The sequence below is a fragment of the Consotaella salsifontis genome, assembly GCF_900167365.1.
GTDB lineage: Bacteria > Pseudomonadota > Alphaproteobacteria > Rhizobiales > Rhizobiaceae > Consotaella > Consotaella salsifontis.
The window spans coordinates 51135-67711 of record NZ_FUXL01000007.1 but is presented as its reverse complement, the minus strand read 5'-3'; the positions used below and the strand labels follow the sequence as shown (position 1 = coordinate 67711).

General features: G+C 60.0%; 13 protein-coding genes and 1 tRNA gene. 4 read left to right on the top strand and 10 right to left on the bottom strand.

Annotated elements, in window-relative coordinates; translation table 11 throughout:
* Positions 1–21: 21 nt before the first annotated feature.
* The 6 genes from B5D38_RS11470 to B5D38_RS11445 form a co-directional block, all read right to left on the bottom strand.
* Positions 22–975 carry a 2-hydroxyacid dehydrogenase gene (locus tag B5D38_RS11470; RefSeq protein ID WP_078708570.1) on the bottom strand — a complete coding sequence of 318 codons (954 nt, stop codon included), beginning with the start codon at positions 973–975 and terminating at the stop codon, positions 22–24.
* A 271-nt stretch (positions 976–1246) separates the two neighbouring features.
* Positions 1247–2128 carry a dihydrodipicolinate synthase family protein gene (locus tag B5D38_RS11465; protein WP_078708569.1) on the bottom strand — a complete coding sequence of 294 codons (882 nt, stop codon included), beginning with the start codon at positions 2126–2128 and terminating at the stop codon, positions 1247–1249.
* Between the two features lie 244 nt (positions 2129–2372).
* Positions 2373–3095 (bottom strand): GntR family transcriptional regulator, encoded by a 723-nt coding sequence (locus B5D38_RS11460; protein WP_078708568.1) that lies wholly within the window; start codon positions 3093–3095, stop codon positions 2373–2375.
* A 330-nt stretch (positions 3096–3425) separates the two neighbouring features.
* The gene (locus tag B5D38_RS11455; RefSeq protein ID WP_078708567.1) at positions 3426–4757 is read right to left on the bottom strand and encodes an MmgE/PrpD family protein; all 1332 of its coding nucleotides are present in this window, start codon (positions 4755–4757) and stop codon (positions 3426–3428) included.
* A gap of 199 nt (positions 4758–4956) precedes the next feature.
* On the bottom strand, positions 4957–6354 hold the full coding sequence (gene dcuC / locus B5D38_RS11450; protein ID WP_078708566.1) for a C4-dicarboxylate transporter DcuC: 1398 nt from the start codon (positions 6352–6354) through the stop codon (positions 4957–4959).
* A gap of 57 nt (positions 6355–6411) precedes the next feature.
* Positions 6412–7602, bottom strand: coding sequence for a mandelate racemase/muconate lactonizing enzyme family protein (locus B5D38_RS11445; RefSeq protein WP_078708565.1), 1191 nt, complete (start codon positions 7600–7602; stop codon positions 6412–6414).
* Between the two features lie 152 nt (positions 7603–7754).
* Between B5D38_RS11445 and purB the strand changes: the two genes are divergently transcribed.
* Positions 7755–9119, top strand: coding sequence for an adenylosuccinate lyase (gene purB, locus B5D38_RS11440; RefSeq protein WP_078708564.1), 1365 nt, complete (start codon positions 7755–7757; stop codon positions 9117–9119).
* 146 nt (positions 9120–9265) lie between these two features.
* Here purB and B5D38_RS11435 read toward each other — a convergent pair whose 3' ends face one another.
* Positions 9266–10159, bottom strand: coding sequence for a LysR family transcriptional regulator (locus tag B5D38_RS11435; protein ID WP_078708563.1), 894 nt, complete (start codon positions 10157–10159; stop codon positions 9266–9268).
* A 229-nt stretch (positions 10160–10388) separates the two neighbouring features.
* Between B5D38_RS11435 and B5D38_RS11430 the strand changes: the two genes are divergently transcribed.
* Positions 10389–10784: a (R)-mandelonitrile lyase gene (locus tag B5D38_RS11430; RefSeq protein ID WP_078708562.1), complete on the top strand. Its 396-nt coding sequence runs from the start codon at positions 10389–10391 to the stop codon at positions 10782–10784.
* A 73-nt stretch (positions 10785–10857) separates the two neighbouring features.
* On the opposite strand, the gene B5D38_RS11425 is transcribed toward B5D38_RS11430, so the two are convergent.
* The 3 genes from B5D38_RS11425 to B5D38_RS11415 all read right to left on the bottom strand — a co-directional run bounded on the left by B5D38_RS11425 (position 10858) and on the right by B5D38_RS11415 (position 13425).
* Positions 10858–11718, bottom strand: a complete 861-nt coding sequence (locus B5D38_RS11425; RefSeq protein WP_078708561.1) for an aldo/keto reductase — start codon at positions 11716–11718, stop codon at positions 10858–10860.
* A 609-nt stretch (positions 11719–12327) separates the two neighbouring features.
* Positions 12328–12963: a hypothetical protein gene (locus tag B5D38_RS11420; protein WP_078708560.1), complete on the bottom strand. Its 636-nt coding sequence runs from the start codon at positions 12961–12963 to the stop codon at positions 12328–12330.
* Between the two features lie 385 nt (positions 12964–13348).
* Positions 13349–13425, bottom strand: a tRNA-Arg gene (locus tag B5D38_RS11415).
* Between the two features lie 370 nt (positions 13426–13795).
* On the opposite strand from B5D38_RS11415, the gene B5D38_RS11410 reads away from it, so the two are divergent.
* Positions 13796–15286, top strand: a complete 1491-nt coding sequence (locus tag B5D38_RS11410) for a type I restriction-modification system subunit M (RefSeq protein WP_078708559.1) — start codon at positions 13796–13798, stop codon at positions 15284–15286.
* Positions 15276–16571: a restriction endonuclease subunit S gene (locus tag B5D38_RS11405; protein WP_078708558.1), complete on the top strand. Its 1296-nt coding sequence runs from the start codon at positions 15276–15278 to the stop codon at positions 16569–16571. Before B5D38_RS11410 ends, B5D38_RS11405 begins: the two co-directional genes overlap by 11 nt.
* The last annotated feature ends 6 nt before the right edge of the window (positions 16572–16577 follow it).

The window sequence follows — 16577 nt, the reverse complement described above, 5'->3', positions numbered from 1 at the left end:
CGCCGTGGCCTGTATTGTCGCTTATCGCGCGATCGAGGTCGGCATTTCTCCGGAGACGACCCGTTGGATGTTCTCCCACGAAAAACTGCTGCGCCGGAACCATCCTTCATAGGAATGACCGGCCGAGTGGGGCGACAGGACGACGTTGTCGAGCCTGAGCAGCGGGTTGTCCGGCGCCACAGGCTCGCGCTGGAAGACGTCCAGGCCGGCGCCGGCGATGCGCCCCTCGCGCAGAGCCTCAACAAGCGCGGCCTCATCGACGATCTCGCCACGGCTGGGATTGAGTAGCACCGCGTTGGCCTTCATCAAGGCCAGTTGCTCGCGCCCGATAAGGTTCGCTGTCTCCTTCGTCAGCGGCAGATGCAGGCTGACGATGTCGGACACCCGCAAGAGCTCCTCCAGGGAAACGCGACGCGCCTGAAGCTGTTGCTCAAGCTCCGGGCGCGCGACGGGATCGAAATAGACGATCTCGGTCTCGAATGCCTTCAGCCGGTGCGCAACCTTTTTGCCGATGGTCCCCGCGCCCGCAATGCCCAGGGTCTTGCCGGCGACCTCGAACGTGCCGAACTCGGTGGCTGGGCGCCGCCACGTTCCCGCCCGGACCGAGGCATCGCAGGCGGTGAGGCGCCGATAAAGCGCGAGTAGCATCGCGATGGTGTGCTCGGCCACGGCCCAGGCATTGGCGCCGCCGTTGGTGGCGACCAGCGCGCCGCGCTCGGCGACGGCTCCGAGATCGATCTGGTCGTATCCGGCGCCGAGAAGCTGTAACAGCCGAAGCTTGCGACATTCTCCAATCACCGTGCTGGAGATATCGGCGGGTTGCAGAACGATGAATTCCGCATCCCTGACCGCGGCGATCTTCTCCTCCTCCGTAGCCGACATAGGCAGAAAGAAGACCTCGAAGTCGGTCGGCACGGCGCTACGGAAAATGTCCGCGACCCGGTTGAGCCGCGTGATCAGAACGACCTTGTGCATCTTGCTATTTCATCTTTCATCGAGCCGGGAAGGGCCTTTGCCCATGGCTCGCCGCAGGGGCGGATTTGGACAAGCTCAAGGACGTGATGTCGAGACGTCGCATTGCGCCTCGGAAAACATCGCGCACAAACAGAAGGTTACCCGGGGGGCGCGGCGCGGCGCCCTTTCTGGAGCACTTCCGGTGACATACGGTTCACCTTCGCTGCTCCAAGGCTTTGGCGTTCGATCCATTCCAAAGGCGGAATCGCTTCGCGTCTCTACGGGGATTGCGTTAAAGCGCACCTATGCCGCGAAGCACGGTCTCGATTTCGTCCCGGGCCGCTTGCGTCAGTGGCTGCTGGGGCTGAATCGGCGCGCCGACCGGAAAGCCTTGCAATTCTAGCGCCGCTTTGATGCATGCAGCGATCGAGTACTTGGCGAAGATCTCGTTGACGCGCCACAGCGGGCGCTGAAGTTCCATCGCGCCGACCCAGTCGCCGCGTCTGGCGGCGTCGTAAAGCGCAATGCTCTGGCCGGGCGCGATGCAGGCCGGCCCTGCCATCCAGCCCACGCCCCCAATCATCATGACGCAGACAGGGATGTGCGCCGATGCCGCGAATACGTCCAGGCGGCCGCGTGTACGCTCTATGATGGAAAGAAGGCGCCCGGTGTTGGTGGAGGCGTCCTTGATATAGCGGATGTTCTCGACGTGGCTGAGCCGCTCGATGACTGGCAATGTCAGGTCCGAGCGTTGGAACTGCGGGTTGGTGTAAATGACGACTGGTCGCCCCTGGGCGGCTCCGGCGATGGCAGTGAAGTAGGCTTCCACACCCTCGTCACCGATCGGGAAATAGGTTTCCAGAATTGCCAGGATGCCGTCGGCACCGGCGGAGACCATGTGCTTCGTCTGCGCCACGGCATCGCGCGTGGAGGTGGAGGCGACGCCGGCGATCACCGGCACCCGGCCCCTTGCAGTGGCCACGACCGTCTCGACCACTTCTCGCCGCTGCTCCCAGGTCAGGTAGGCGAACTCGCCGGTGCTGCCAAGCGGCGTCAGCCCATGAACCCCGGCATTGATGAGATGCTCGACGAGATCGCCGAGTACATCGCGCATCACTGCGCCGGACTCGTCGATAGGCGAGACAAGATACGGAAACACACCACCGAAGGCCATTTCAATTCTCCAACTTGGCTCTGTTCGCCCATGTTCGGCGCGTCGATGGCTCGTTGGCCACCGCCCTCGGCGCCTGGGGCGAGGGGGGGCGCGATCACTCCGGATCAAGCGAGGAGAACGTCACGGCTGGCTGGCCAGCACGCCTGTCGACTCAGAGGCATCTCATGACTCTTTGAGCCCAGGATCCGGCATCGCCGGGGCGGCAGGAGCGGGCGCGAGAGTCCAATCCCAGCCGAAGGAGTTCTCATTCGTGGCGAACGTCACCCTCTAGCGACGATTGTGCCTGCATGTTTCCGAAGTGCTCGCGCAGTTTGTTGTATGCGCGGCGTTTATGCTTGAGGATCAGGTTGTAAACCTCATCTCCGCTTCCGTGTTCGATAAGCTCAATTATTTCTCGGTGCTCTTTGAGCGAGCTTTCTATGATGTCCGGGAAGAGATCGAAAACTGTCTTCGTGTACAATTGTACGCGCAGCAGCTCGCTCATGATCTTGTTGATGTAATCGTTGCCGCAGGATTCGGTAATAAGCCTGTGGAACTCGCGATTCGCGTCTGAATACTCAAGATAGTCGCCCTCTTGTGCCAGCCAGACGCATTTGGCGTTGATCGCCTTGAGAGCCGCCACCAGCTCGGGTGTCGCATGTTCCGCCGCAAGCTTGGCGGCAAGCGGCTCCAGGACCTCGCGAACCTCCAGCATATCCCGCATTTCCTTGAAGGAGAGGTTCTTGACGACAGAACCTTTGTGCGGGCTCATCTCGATCAGGTTTTCGGCTGCCAGTTCTTTCAGCGCTTCCCTGACGGGAATATCGCTGCTCCCGTACAGCGTTGCCAGCTCACGGATTTTCAATCGGGTCTCCGCCTTAAGCTCGCCGGATAGAATTCTACCTTTCAGGTCAGAATATATCGTCTCCGACTTTGTCCTCATCTGGATTTTTACAGGGTTCATTTTGTCGAGCTGGGGTCGGGCCATGCCTAGATCTTTCGGAGACTCGGTCGGAATAAGAGCATTCTATTCCGACGCCAATGGGCGGCACCATATCAGATCGGGATCGTCGTGAGATACCGGCCCGACAACCCTGCCTCTCAATGGCCGCGATTGGGTCAGTCCAGATACTGTGAGCCACGGTCGATGGTCGTGGCCTTCCGACGATACCCAGCTTCGACTGCGACTTGATGGTTCTCCTTTCTTTCGATTGCTTCAGGGCTTTGTGTTGGCACCCTAGTTACGCCGTGCGTTTGTTGATGGATCGATTTATTTTTTTGATATTGATCGTATTTTTCTTGTCGATGGATGACGGCGTCAAAGGCTTTTTAAGAAATCCAGAAGTGGTGTTATGCTTGGCGAGGTGTCAATATTCTGTACGAACGCGAAAGCCGACCGCGATCCATTGCTGTCGACGTCTTTCGCTTGATCGAAGAATTTCTTGTCGAGAACGATGGGATCGGCGATGTCGGTCGAATCCATGGTTTCTCTGCTGAGGATGGTCCCATCGGTCAATTCGACCGAAACCTTGGCCTGGCGTCTCGGAAAGCGTGCTGTCGCTTCCCCGCTTTCGATGACGGACACCTTTCTCGCCAGTGCCAGAATGGCTTCATCGCTCCGCATTTCGGGGGCGAATTCGGCGAGCGATACACGTCCGAACATGATGGCGACGGCCAGGCAATAGGGAAGCGAGAACTTGGCGGCATCTTCGCTCTCGGTCTTCAGGGCGCCGGTCAGCGCGACGGAAACGCTATAGGTTTCCGCCCTGATGCTCTTGATGGCCGAAGGTTTCAGCGGGTGATCTCGCAAGAGCGCGAACATCACGTCCAGCGGCGAGTTCGTGTGACCGCAGGAGGCGTAGACCTTGTAGAACGCGGTATCAGACAACAAGGTCGCCTCGGTGGGAACCTCGATGCCGGTTCCTTCGCGGCTCGTGGCGCTGAGGAAGCCTTTTTCGCCGGCGATCGCCCGGGGCGAGCCGGTAAAGCCCGCCTCCGCCAGCATCGCCGCCTGGATGCCGTTCTGGCAGGCATGGCCGACGTTCAACGCCTTGGCATGAAAGCCGAAGGATGCCACCAGGCCACCCGTCAAGGTTCCGGCAATGCCGAGCGCGTTGCACGTCTGCGTCGGTGACAGCTTCATGAGCGAGGCCGCCGTTGCGGCCGCCGCGAAGCTGCCGCAGGTGCTGGTGGTGTGCCAGTAAGCATAATGGGATGGGTTAACCGCCTGTCCGAGACGGATGAAGACGTCGTAACCGATGATCAGCGCCTTGAGGAAATCGGCGCCTGTCACCGATCGCTTCTCGCCCAGCGCCAATGCGACGGGCAGGGTGACGGAACCGGGATGGCCGATCGCCTTTCGATGACCGTCATCGAGTTCCGAAACATGGCCGACGATGCCGTTGACCATGGCCGCGCTGGCAACGGGGTAGAGCCCTCTGGCGCCGATCATGGTCGCCTCGGACGCACCGCCCATTTCGCTGAACAGCCGCCGCGCGATCGCGCATTGCTCGTAGTTTCTCCCGACTGAAGCGCATCCGAGCCAGTCGATGACGCGGTACTTCATGTCAGCGATGAGCCGGTTGGGAATGAGCTGCAGGTCGCAACCGGCTATGAATGAAGCCAGCTCTTGCTGAGGGGATGCCGTCATGTCTCACCTTGGGATGGCGATGCCTGGAGCATGATGCTGGAAAGTCCTGGGACTTTGGAAGAAGCAACCTGCTGAGGCAGTGCGTTTCGAGAGAAGCGGCGGTCCGTCGCATTCTCTCTGGCTTGGTTCTCGTGTGGGGGCCCTGCCGCCTGAAAGACTGCCTCGAGAGGCGCCTTCCAGGCGACCGCCCGCACGGCTGTCAGGGAAGGACCACCAGGAAGGTCGCGAGGAACGTAACCAGAGTGCACAGGACCAGCTGGATGGCGTTGCGCTTCACGATCTGGAAGGGCGAGACACCCGCAATGCCAGCCACGGCCACAATCGCGCCGGTGACCGGCGACATCGTGCGTCCGATACCGGTCATGATCTGCAGAGGCAGCAACATGGCCGCCGCCGGGATGCCCAGTTTGGTGGCAATTTCCGGGATCAGCGCCGCGAAGGAGAAGAACGGCGCGTTGCCGGATCCCATCAGGAAGGCGACCACGCCGATGATGAGGCCCATGACGACGACCATGAAGCCAGCCCCTAGGTTGGCGGTCTCCGCACCGGTGATCAGAGAGTTGACGGCACCGGTGGCGATCAGGCCTTCACCGAACACCTGGCCAGCGACGATCAGCGCGACCACGACCGCCAGCTGCTTTCCCATTCCCTCGAAGAACTGCTTCATGCCGCCCAGCACGTCGAGCGCATTCCGCCGACGGATGAAGTCGAACATCATGGCGATCAGCACGCTCAGGACGATGGCCGTCGGTACGCCGACCTTGATGTTGATGCCATAGCGGCCCAGCACGATCGGGTTGAACGCCAGCAATATGACGAGTGGAATGATCGGCAGCAGGGCGTATATATTCGGTACGCTTCCCTCTGCGCTCTCGTGCTCCTGTTCGTTGCGGAACCGCTCCTGCAGGATGAGGTCCTCAGGATCAGGGCCTTCACGGCGCTCCCAGAATCGCTGCACGAAATAGTGCGACACAAGCATGGTGATCAGCAGCGGGATATAGATCTGCATCTGCCAGCTGAAGAAGTACTCGGCCCATGAGATTCCTGCCGTCTTGGCCGCCAGCAGGCAGTTGGCCGAGCCGGGCCCGAGATCGAAGAAGCGGCTCGATCCGATGATCGCCACGGCCGTCATGCGCGAGACGCCGGCGCGGATCATCACAGGATAGAGCGTTACCATCAGCATGAGTGCCAGGCCCGATGCGCTCGGGATGGCGAACCCGATGATCTGGCTGACCACGAAACCCATGCATGCCAGCAGATAGGGTGAGCGGACGTATTTGAGCGGGCCGCCCACCACGGAATAGAGCGCCTGCCCGGCTGACAGCGTATCCATATACTTGGAAAAGCCGCCCATCGCCATGATCGACAGGCCGAGGCCGCCGAGGTTGCTGGACATGACTTTCTCGACCACCAGGAAGATGTCGAAGAACTGACTTCCCGTAGACTTTTCGAGATCGATCCCGGGGCTCAGGTCCAAGAGAACCGAGGCACCCAACAGCACGACGCCGGCACAGAGCAGGACGGCCGTCGCATAGCCCTTTCTCGCGATCATCCAGGCAACCCAGACGATCACGATGAGTGAAATAAACAGCCCCATATGGAGCCCCCCTCCAAAAAAGGAGTAGCTTGAGTGCAAGCTACTCCTTTGCAGATGTTACTTGACGGTTTCCTTCGGCGATTCCGCGATCGACTTTTCAGTCAATTCCTGGCCGATGCCTGGAAGGTCCGGAATTTCGTAGAAACCGTTCTTCGGCAAGTAATCGTACTTGCAGGTTTCCCTGTTGCCCTCGAGAAGCGCGTAGCGGTGCAGTTCGTGGATGCCGAAGTTCGGAATGGCGCATTCCAGATGGAGTGACGCGGCCGTCATGATGGGGCCGCCGCAAACGTGGATCTGGCAGGTCGTGTCGTAGATGTGACCCATGTCACAGATCTTCTTGGCCTCGCTGAAGCCGCCGCAGGTGCCGAGATCCGGCTGAATGAGGTCGATGATGTGCTCCTCGAAGAAGGGGCGGAATCCCCAGCGCGTGTAGACGCGTTCGCCGGCAGCGATGGGGATGTTGACGTTCCGCTTGACCTCTTTGAGCTGACCGTGATTGAGGGCCATGACCGGCTCCTCGTAGGCCGATATCCGCAGGTCCTCGATCATCCGGCCGAAGCGGATGGCTGAGGCCGTGTCCGTCAGCGCGTGAGCCTCGACGATGATGTCCATCCCATCGCCCACGGCCTCGCGGATCGCCTGGAGACGCTTGTAGCCGACCATGAGCTCGCGATCGGTGAAGACGCCATAGAGGTCGCGCGCCTTGGCCCGTCCCTGCTCGTCGATCTCGTTCACATCCACCTTGATGGCGTCGTAGCCATCCGCGAGCGCCTTCTCGGCGGCCGCCGCGTACTGGGCGGGCGTGGTGAGAATCTCCTTCTTGGCGGCATCGCCCCAGCCAAACTGAATCTGGCTGGCATAGGTGCGCAGCTTGTCGCGGAACTTGCCGCCAAAGAGCTGATAGCAGGGCACGTTCAGGGCCTTGCCCTTGATGTCCCACAGGGCGATGTCGATGGCGCTCATGCCGGCCGAGATGACCGTGCCGCCGCCCTGACCCCAGAAGGTCTTCTTCTGCATCTTGTCCCAGATCTTCTCGCTCTGCATGGGGTCCATGCCGATGAGGAGGCTGGCGAGATCCTTGGCCATGCCGAATCCGGCCGAAGCGCCGACGCCGTAGGCCATGCCCACTTCGCCGAAGCCCGAGATGCCTTCGTCCGTGTTGATCCGTACGACGACCGGGCGCCATTTCGCGACAGCCGACTGAAGGGGGTTTTTGACGTCGATAACGTCGACGCTGACTATTTTCATTTCGTTCTCCACCAATGGGTTGCGGCCTGGAAATCGGACTTACGAGCGTCCAGTGACGCTTGCGTCTTAGCTATTATATATAATATATGATATTGGAACGCGCAACGAGATTGCCGCCTTCCCCCCTGTGACAAAGCGTCAGGAGCCTTCCGATGACATCAAGCGTTTTCGACTCGTCCCTTCTTCAGAATGTCTGGTCGACACCCGAAATGCGGGAGGTCTTTTCCGAGAAGAACCGCATGCAGAAGTGGCTCGACTACGAGGCCGCGCTCGCCATGGAGCAGGGGGCGCTCGGCATCATTCCCGCCGAGGCTGCCGAGGAAATCGCTGCGCGGGCCAAGGTCGAGTATCTCGATCACGCACTGATCCTGGCGGAGACCGCGCGTACCAAGCACGCGCTGGTGCCGACGGTGCGGGGGCTCGAACATGCGTGTCGCAACGGGCATGGCGAATACGTGCATTTCGGCCCGACGACCCAGGATGTCGTCGATACGGGGCTGATGCTGCAGCTCAAGGAGGCTCACGAGATCATCAAGCGCGATCTGAAAAAGATCGGGCAGCACCTCTTTCACCTCGCCGAGGAGCATCGGAACACCCCGATGACGGGGCGCACCCTGGCCCTGCAGGCGCTGCCGATCACGTTCGGGCATAAGGCAGCGATCTGGCTGACAGAGCTCCACCGTCACCATCAGCGCCTGGTCAGTCTCGAGAAGCGAACCTTCGTCGGCAGCGTCGTCGGAGCGGTCGGCACCAAGGCATCATTCGGCGAGCACGCGGACGAGATCGAACGACGCGTTCTGGAGCGTCTCGGCCTTGGCGTACCGGAAATCTCGTGGCAACCCTCGCGGGACCGGTTCGTGGAATTCGGTGGCGTTCTGGGGATGATTGCCGGTACGCTTGGCAAAATTGGTCACGAAATCCTTCTGCTCGCCCACAACGAGATCGACGAGCTGCATGAGCCGTTCGGGGAAGGGCAGGTCGGCTCCTCGACCATGCCGCACAAGCGCAATCCGGCTGTCAGCGAGAATGCCGTCACTGTGTCGACGGCGATCAAGGGCAACATCAACATCTTGCAGGACATGCTGCGCCAGGAGCACGAGCGCGACGGCGCGTACTGGAAAATGGAATGGAAGATCATGCCGGAGATTTGCATGATGACCTCCATCGTCCTGCAGAACATGGAGTTCTCGCTGGGCGGTCTTCTCGTGAACAAGAGGAAAATGCGCGAGAACATGGATATCCTCGGCGGCTTCATGCTTTCGGAGCGCGTGATGTTCGTGCTGTCGGACAAGGTCGGCAAGCAGACGGCGCATGAGCTTATCTACGAGGCGTCGCGCCGGGGCATGGAGGGCGGCGTCTCCTTCCACGATGCCTTGTTCCAGGATGATCGCATCCGCAACGTGTTGACGGACGAGGAATTGGCAGATGTGCTGGACCCGACGACCTATGTCGGCAAGGCACCAGAGGCAACCGATCGCGCCCTCGCCATCGTCGGCAAGAGCGGGTGGCTGGACTAGCGGCTGCCGCCATCGTCGCCGCCAAACGGGCCTGGCGACGATGGCAACCGCTCATTGATGCAATGCCGAGCCCCGCCCGATTCGGCGGGGTTCGTCGGATCAAGCGGATTCGGAGCCGGCGTTTTTCTGCCGGCGTTCGCGTCCCCTTAGTCTCTGTGCCGCAAAGCCTCGACGATGACGGAGAAGGCCGGCGAAGTCCGTCGCCTGTGCGGGTAATAGAGAAAATACCCGGGGAACGGCGGGCACCAGTCCTCCAGCACCGCCGTCAGCCGGCCCGCTTCGATATGATGACGAACCAGGCTTTCGGGAACGTAGCCGATGCCGTAGCCTTGGAGCGCGGCCTCGACCATCGGATCGATGGTGTTGAAGGTCAGCTGCCCGTCGACCCGAACGCGAAGCTCCCGTCCGTCCCTCTCAAACTCCCAGGCATAGAGGCCGCCGTGGGTGGCGAGGCGGAGGTTGATGCAGACGTGATCGGTCAAGTCCTGCGGCACCCGAGGAATGCTCCGCCCCGCGAAATAGGTCGGTGAGCCGATCGCCAGCATGCGGAAATCGGGACCGATACGGACCGCGATCATGCCTTCAGCGACCTGCTCGCCCAACCGGACGCCTGCGTCGAACCTTTCACCGACGATATCGGTCAGGCCGTAATCCGAGACGATCTCGACCTTGAGGTCGGGATAGTCCTTGAGAATGGGCGCGAGCTTCGGCCAGATCACGGTATCGGCCGCATAGTCGGTCGTGGTGATGCGGATGGTTCCGGCCGGCCGGTCGCGCATTTCGATCAGCGATTCGAGCTCTTCCTCGATCTCTGCAAGATGAGGGGCAATGCGCTCGAGCACCCGCTCACCTTCCGGCGTCGGCGTTACCTTGCGGGTCGTGCGGGCAAGGAGCCGCATTCCCAGCCGTTCCTCGAGAGCACGCATCGAATGGCTGAGAGCGGATTGCGACACGCCGATCTGCGCCGCCGCGCGGGTGAAGCTTCCGGTCTGCGCGACGACCACGAAGGACATCAGGTCGGTGATGTTCTCTCTCAGCATTGATGACCGGCCCTCATGACGCTCTCTCGATTATAGCGCCCGCTCAACCTCCCGCCATGACGTTGGCCGTTCCATTCGCTGGCGTCAGACTCGTCTGCCCAACCGCTCGAATGAATGGCCTCATGAGCGCCGCTCATAAGAGCGTGCGGCGAGGCAACGGTTATCATGATGCACGTTCGCGGTAGGTCTTGGGACAACTCAAGAATGAGCTCAGGAAAGGAAGATCGCCATGAAGATCACCCGCGCGGGCACCAATCCATCTAGTCCCGGACCACAGGACTGGTTCACCGGCACGGTGCGTCTCGATCCTCTGTTCTCGGCCGAGGAGCCAGGTCGCGTCGCCGGCGCGGCGGTCACCTTCGAGCCCGGAGCGCGCACGGCATGGCACACCCATCCGCTGGGCCAGACCCTGATCGTCACGCAGGGCGTCGGCCGGGTTCAGCGCGAGGGCGGCCCGGTTGAGGAGATTCGCCCCGGTGACGTCGTCTGGTTTCCGGCCGGTGAGAAGCATTGGCATGGCGCCGCACCCAACGTCGCCATGACCCATATCGCGATCCAGGAAAGCCTGGACGGCTCGGCCGTCACCTGGATGGAGAAGGTCAGCGATGCCGACTACGTCGGCTAACCGGCTGCGGCCTAAAGCGAATATCCTCCCCGGCAACATGCTCATGCGCCGCCGGGGAGGGATGGGGAGCCGCCTACATTTTGCCGCGGAAGACCGGGAAGGCGCTCGCGTCCTCGTAGTCGACGGGCTCGATGACCTTCAGCGCCGCCATATCCGCGTCTGAAATCTCGAAGTCCACATCGGCATTGGCGCGCATGTGATCCGGGTTTACGGTCTTCGGTAGCGGCAGCAGGCCGAGCTGAAGGCAATAGCGGATGCACAGCTGCGGAATGCTGACGCCGTACTTTTCCGCCATTTTCGCAACCGCGTCGTTGTTGAGGATCTTGCCGTGGGCGACCGGTGAATAGGCCTCCATCAGCAGCCCCTTGCTCGTTCCATAGTCGATCAGGTCGAACGGTGTGTTGCCGACATGGGCGAGGACCTGGTTGAGCATCGGCTTGACGGAGACGTTGTCGAGCAGATTGTCGAGATCGGCCTTCTGGAAGTTGGAGACGCCGATCGCCCTGAGTTTGCCGGCTTGATAAGCCTCTTCAAGCGCCCGCCAGGCTTCGAGGTTGCCTTCGAAGAACCGATCTTGGCCGTTGAACTTCTGCCAGGGCTGCGGGCTGTGGATGATCATCAGATCGATGCGGTCAAGCCCGAGCGCCCGCAGAGAGCCGTCGATCGCCTGTTTCGCGCCGTCATAGGTCTTGATTTCGGCGGCGAGCTTCGTCGTCACGAACAGCTCCTCGCGAGCAACGCCGCACGAGCGAATCCCTTCGCCGACGCCGCGCTCGTTGGCGTAGGCCTGAGCCGTGTCGATGTGCCGGTATCCGAGCTTCACGGCCGCCTTGATTGCCTGACCGACCTTGGCATCCTCGATCATCCATGTGCCGAGACCGAGCTTCGGGATATTGACGCCGTTCGACAGCGTGTAGGTTTCCTGCAGGATCATTCGTCTTTCCTTCGTCGAGACTCGCGGGCCGTTCGCCTTGCAACGTCAGCCGCCTCGCTCCGATGCTTATGGTTCGGGGCGTCTGACGACGGTTGGCACCGCGATCCGATCCAACTTGGCGCGTCGGGCGCGCCAAGATAACCGAGGCCGGCCTGAATAGACTTATGAAGAGAGCGCATAGACCGGGAGTGCCGTAATCCCCACTTACGCTGGATCGAAGGAGCGCAACCACCAGCATGGAAATGTCAGGAGTTGCCGATCCTATCATCCGATCGATCGGCGTCCTGTTCCAGGCGTTGCAGCCGTGGGAGCGTTTCGTCGGCGGGAGGCGTCGCAGATTGTTGCAGTTCACCCGGTATCTTTCTACCGGGATTCGTCCCAGGCACGAATCACCTTAGAGAGGCCGATGAGGCGCCAGCTGCCGCCCTGGACGGTGCATGACAGGTGGTCACCATTGATATGGTGGTGAACGGTGGCGGTGCTGCTGGACAGTCAGCGGCCTCGGTGATGGTCAGTTGCATGGCGCTGTATAGCTTCGCGGCGGGGATGTTGTGATCATCTTTGGGACCGGAAAAGCATGCAATCCGATGGGTGGTGCTGCGGCGGCTTTTAGCTCGTCGATTGTCCATCCAGCTTCGCAAGAAGCCGCTCGGCTACCTTGGTGGCGTGCGCTAGATAGGCCACCTTGTGCGCGTAGTCTTCGTCCCTGAGCGAGAGCTCTTCCATCCGTCCTTCCTTCTCCGCAGCGCGCTCCTGCAGGCATACAAGCAAGCCCCGAACAATCGAGTGCCATTGTTGCCCACGGAGAATGAAGTCTTGCAAGAATCCGACCGGATCTTCGCGTCGGTGTCCATCGCGAATGTTGGCGTGGAATAGGCGGTAGAAATTATGGACAATCAAGTTTCGGTCGTCGACGAACTCCTCTAGCTCCGGACTGGAGATCAGGAATGCATCGCCGAACACGGCGGTGATCTCTCCAAGGGTGGCTTTGAAGTCCGCTGGATCATCGCGCAGAAAAGCTTCGGGGTTTATCTGCTTGAAGCGCTTCTTCCGCTGAGCAGCCGGCAGGTGCGAGACGTGCGACGCGATGCCGTAAAGCGCCCACTCTACCTTCTGAGCTTGGTATATCGCCGCCCCGATGAGAGTAATTTCGTCTGATGTAATCGGTGTAGGTTCCAAGTTCATCGTATCCACATCGAAATTGGATGCTCCGCCTGCAAGCGGGATTTCTATCAGGAACTTCAAGTCTTAGGAGGATATCTGAATCGGTTCCACTAGGTGCGTTCGCACCGGCCATTGATGTCGCAACGGATCACGTTGCCGTAGTCTGGCTAAGAACTGATCGGCTTCGCAGTTTGATTTCCGGAGAAAGCGAGGGCTACGGCTGCTGCTGCCGGCGCCTCACAAGCGGCGTAATCATGAAATCCGCGATTCGTCTATAGAGCTCGAGGAAGCGGGCGAGCGCATCCTTTACCGGTACCGATGGGCAATCATCTCCTGAGAGTAGGTTGTCGCCGCTGAGCAAAGCCGTGAAGAACGTCAGCCGGAACCGTCCGATGGAGCGTGTTGCCCAGGTGATACCCGAGGTGCTTCAGTCCACACGCTGGCTTATCGAAGTCATTGAAATTGTTGGCGCACCCGACAGGATTCGAACCTGTGACCTCTGCCTTCGGAGGGCAGCACTCTATCCAGCTGAGCTACGGGTGCCCGGCTGCCGGGCCTGAAGGACGGCAGCGATGTCGGCTTTCGTATCTCATCGGTGTTCGGCAGGCAAGGCCGCTTGCGCGAGATAGAGGTGAGGGGGCTGCAGTGGAGTTTGTGCACACCTCCGGCGGCAGAGGTCACAGGTTCGAATCCTGTCAGGTGCGTGGGTGTGGCGGGGCTGTGGCGGAGGGGCGCTGTCACGGCCGCGACGGTTCCGGAGGGGATCGAGCGCCGGGGAGCAAGGTAACGAACGAACCCCAGCCGAAAGCGAACAGGCGAGCGATGCGGATGGCCCTGGACCAAAACCAAATGGCCGCGTAGCAAAGGCCTTCAGCCTCTGGCAAACTCGGCGCGGCTCAAAGGGACGCATACAGTGACGACGCTTACCCTCTCGCAGCTGGAGAAGCATCTCTGGCGGGCTGCGGATATCCTGCGGGGATCGATCGATTCAGGCGATTACAAGCACTACATTTTCGGCCTTCTCTTCTTCAAGCGCCTCTCGGATGTCTGGGAGGAGGAGTATGAGGAGCGGCTAGCGCGTTATCAGGACGCCGATCTTGCTGCCGATCCTGACGAGCACCGTTTCGATATCCCCAAGGGCCACTTCTGGAAGGATGTGCGCAAGCACGCGACCGACATTGGCACACATCTGAATGCGGCCTTTCATGCGATTGAAGACGCGAACATGCGCCTGCGCGGCGTCTTCCAGGATGTGGATTTCAACAACAAGGAACGCTTTCCCGATGCCATGCTGGAAGAGCTGCTCCAGCATTTCGAGACCCATCGGCTGCGCAACGACGATGTCGAGCCCGATATGCTGGGCCAAGCTTATGAATATCTGATCGCGCAATTCGCCGATGATGCCGGCAAGAAAGCAGGTGAATTCTATACGCCAAGAATGGTCGTGCGGCTCATCGTCGAATGCCTGAAGCCGGAAGAAGGAATGTCGATCTACGACCCCACCTGCGGCTCGGGCGGCATGCTGCTTGAGGCCGTGCATCATCTGGAGCGGCAGGGGAAGAACTCCAAAAGCCTGTCACTGTTCGGCCAGGAGCGGAACCTCAACACCTGGGCCATCTGCCAGATGAACCTCTTCCTACATGATATCGACGACGCTGCGGTGGCCCGCGGCGATACATTGCTGGAGCCCAAGCATCTCACCGGCGACAGCGTAAAGGCTATTCGCACCTTTGACCGTGTGTTGGCCAACCCGCCCTTTTCGCTGAAAAGCTGGGGACATGCTGTCTGGTCGAAGGGCGACGCCTATGGGCGCGATCGTTACGGCTGCCCGCCAAAATCCTACGGCGACCTCGCTTTCGTGCAGCATATGGTGGCCAGTCTGAAGGACGATGGCGTCTGCGGCGTGGTGCTGCCGCATGGTGTGCTGTTTCGCGGTGGCGCTGAAGGCAGAATCCGCGAGGGCTTAATCAAGGATGATCTAATCGAGGCCGTCATCGGGCTGGCGCCTAACCTGTTTTACGGCGCGGGCATTCCGGCCTGCATCCTGATCCTGCGCAAACAGAAGCCCGCAGCGCACAAGGGCAAGATCCTGATCGTCAACGGCGCCGAAGAGAAGGTGGATGGCAAGAACCAGAACCACCTGTCGGAAGCAAATCTTGCCACGCTTGCGAACGCCTATGGCGACTTCACCGATGCCGAGCGGCTGGCGCGTGTGGTGCCGGTCAGCGAAATCGAGGCTAACGACTTCAACCTCAATATTAGCCGCTATGTGCATCTGGGCGAAGAGGCCGAGGAGGTCGACGTCGCGGTGGAAGTGGAAAAGCTGGTCGTGCTTCAGGCCGAGCGGGACACGGCGGAAGCGCGGATGATGGGCTTTCTGCGGGAGCTTGGCTATGTCGCTTAGCCTTGAAGTCATCGAGGACCTAAAAAATGAATGGCTGAGCGAGCTTCCATCCGGTTGGCGATTTTCTCGTTTCGGTGACGTTCTTCAAATCAAGCGAAGACCGATCGAAGTCCAAGATCATGTCGAATATGTGCAGCCCGTAATCCGACGAGGACACGGTGGGATAGAGGTTCGCGAAAGACAATTAGGAGTATCAATCAAGACGAAGGCGCAATTCTTGATTCGCGCTGGCGATTGGCTAATGTCGAAAGTCCAGATTTTGCATCGCGCTTACGGGCTTGTGCCATATGATTTGGACAAAGCTATTGCCTCCGGCAGCTACTATGCTTTTGAAATCCAAAAAGATATCGACCCCAAATACCTATGGTATTTGTCTCATGCGAACGCTTTCCATAAGTCTTGCGAATTGGCGAGCGTGGGTGTTGTCATTGAGAAAATGGTCTTTCGAGCTACCGACTGGCTAGATTTCCAGTTCCCGCTCCCCCCACTCTCCGAGCAGCGCCGGATCGCCGAAATCCTGTCCAGCGTCGATGAGGCGATTACGGCAACGCGGGCGGTGATCGAGCAGACCGGAAAGGTCAAGCAGGGCGTGCTGGAACACCTGCTCACCAAAGGCATCGGCCATACGCGCTTCAAGCAAACGGAGGTCGGGGAGATCCCGGAGGGGTGGGATCTGAAACGTCTTCGGGATTTGGCGATCCACATTACCAGCGGATCACGCGGCTGGGCCCAATACTACTCAGACGAAGGCGATCTGTTTCTGCGATCTCAAAATGTGCGAAATGGCTCGCTGGACCTTAGCGACAAACAATTCGTAACGGTCCCGAAGAGTGCCGAAGGCTCTCGAACACTTGTGCGGGCCGATGATCTGGTCTTTACAATTACCGGCAACAGCGTGGGCAACATTGCCAGAATCCCGGCGGATTTAGGCAGTGCATACGTGAGCCAACATGTGGCTTTGGTGCGTTTGAGGGATAGGCAATTGTCCGCCTTTCTTGAGGCTTTCTTTTCCCCCTTAGGCCCAGGCAATAATCAAATCCTGAGCGCCCAATACGGCCAAAGCAAACCGGGCCTTAGCTTGGAAAATGTCCGATCATTTTATGTGCCGGTGCCCCCTCGTCACGAACTGGCTCAACTGAGCAAGATTGTTAAAGACCACGGCGTCTACGGGATGAATGTCGCAAAGGAACTCTCCCATCTGATCTCACTCAAAGCCGCCCTCATGTCCGACCTCCTCACCGGCCGCAAGCGCGTCACCGACGCCCTGCCCCTGGCGGCGGAGTAAGCGCCC

Bases quoted from the DNA above. Each gene is read 5' to 3' on its own strand.
- B5D38_RS11470 (WP_078708570.1), bottom strand. From the start codon at position 975: ATGCACAAGGTCGTTCTGATCACGCGGCTCAACCGGGTCGCGGACATT.
- B5D38_RS11465 (WP_078708569.1), bottom strand. From the start codon at position 2,128: ATGGCCTTCGGTGGTGTGTTTCCGTATCTTGTCTCGCCTATCGACGAG.
- B5D38_RS11460 (WP_078708568.1), bottom strand. From the start codon at position 3,095: ATGGCCCGACCCCAGCTCGACAAAATGAACCCTGTAAAAATCCAGATG.
- B5D38_RS11455 (WP_078708567.1), bottom strand. From the start codon at position 4,757: ATGACGGCATCCCCTCAGCAAGAGCTGGCTTCATTCATAGCCGGTTGC.
- dcuC (WP_078708566.1), bottom strand. From the start codon at position 6,354: ATGGGGCTGTTTATTTCACTCATCGTGATCGTCTGGGTTGCCTGGATG.
- B5D38_RS11445 (WP_078708565.1), bottom strand. From the start codon at position 7,602: ATGAAAATAGTCAGCGTCGACGTTATCGACGTCAAAAACCCCCTTCAG.
- purB (WP_078708564.1), top strand. From the start codon at position 7,755: ATGACATCAAGCGTTTTCGACTCGTCCCTTCTTCAGAATGTCTGGTCG.
- B5D38_RS11435 (WP_078708563.1), bottom strand. From the start codon at position 10,159: ATGCTGAGAGAGAACATCACCGACCTGATGTCCTTCGTGGTCGTCGCG.
- B5D38_RS11430 (WP_078708562.1), top strand. From the start codon at position 10,389: ATGAAGATCACCCGCGCGGGCACCAATCCATCTAGTCCCGGACCACAG.
- B5D38_RS11425 (WP_078708561.1), bottom strand. From the start codon at position 11,718: ATGATCCTGCAGGAAACCTACACGCTGTCGAACGGCGTCAATATCCCG.
- B5D38_RS11405 (WP_078708558.1), top strand. From the start codon at position 15,276: ATGTCGCTTAGCCTTGAAGTCATCGAGGACCTAAAAAATGAATGGCTG.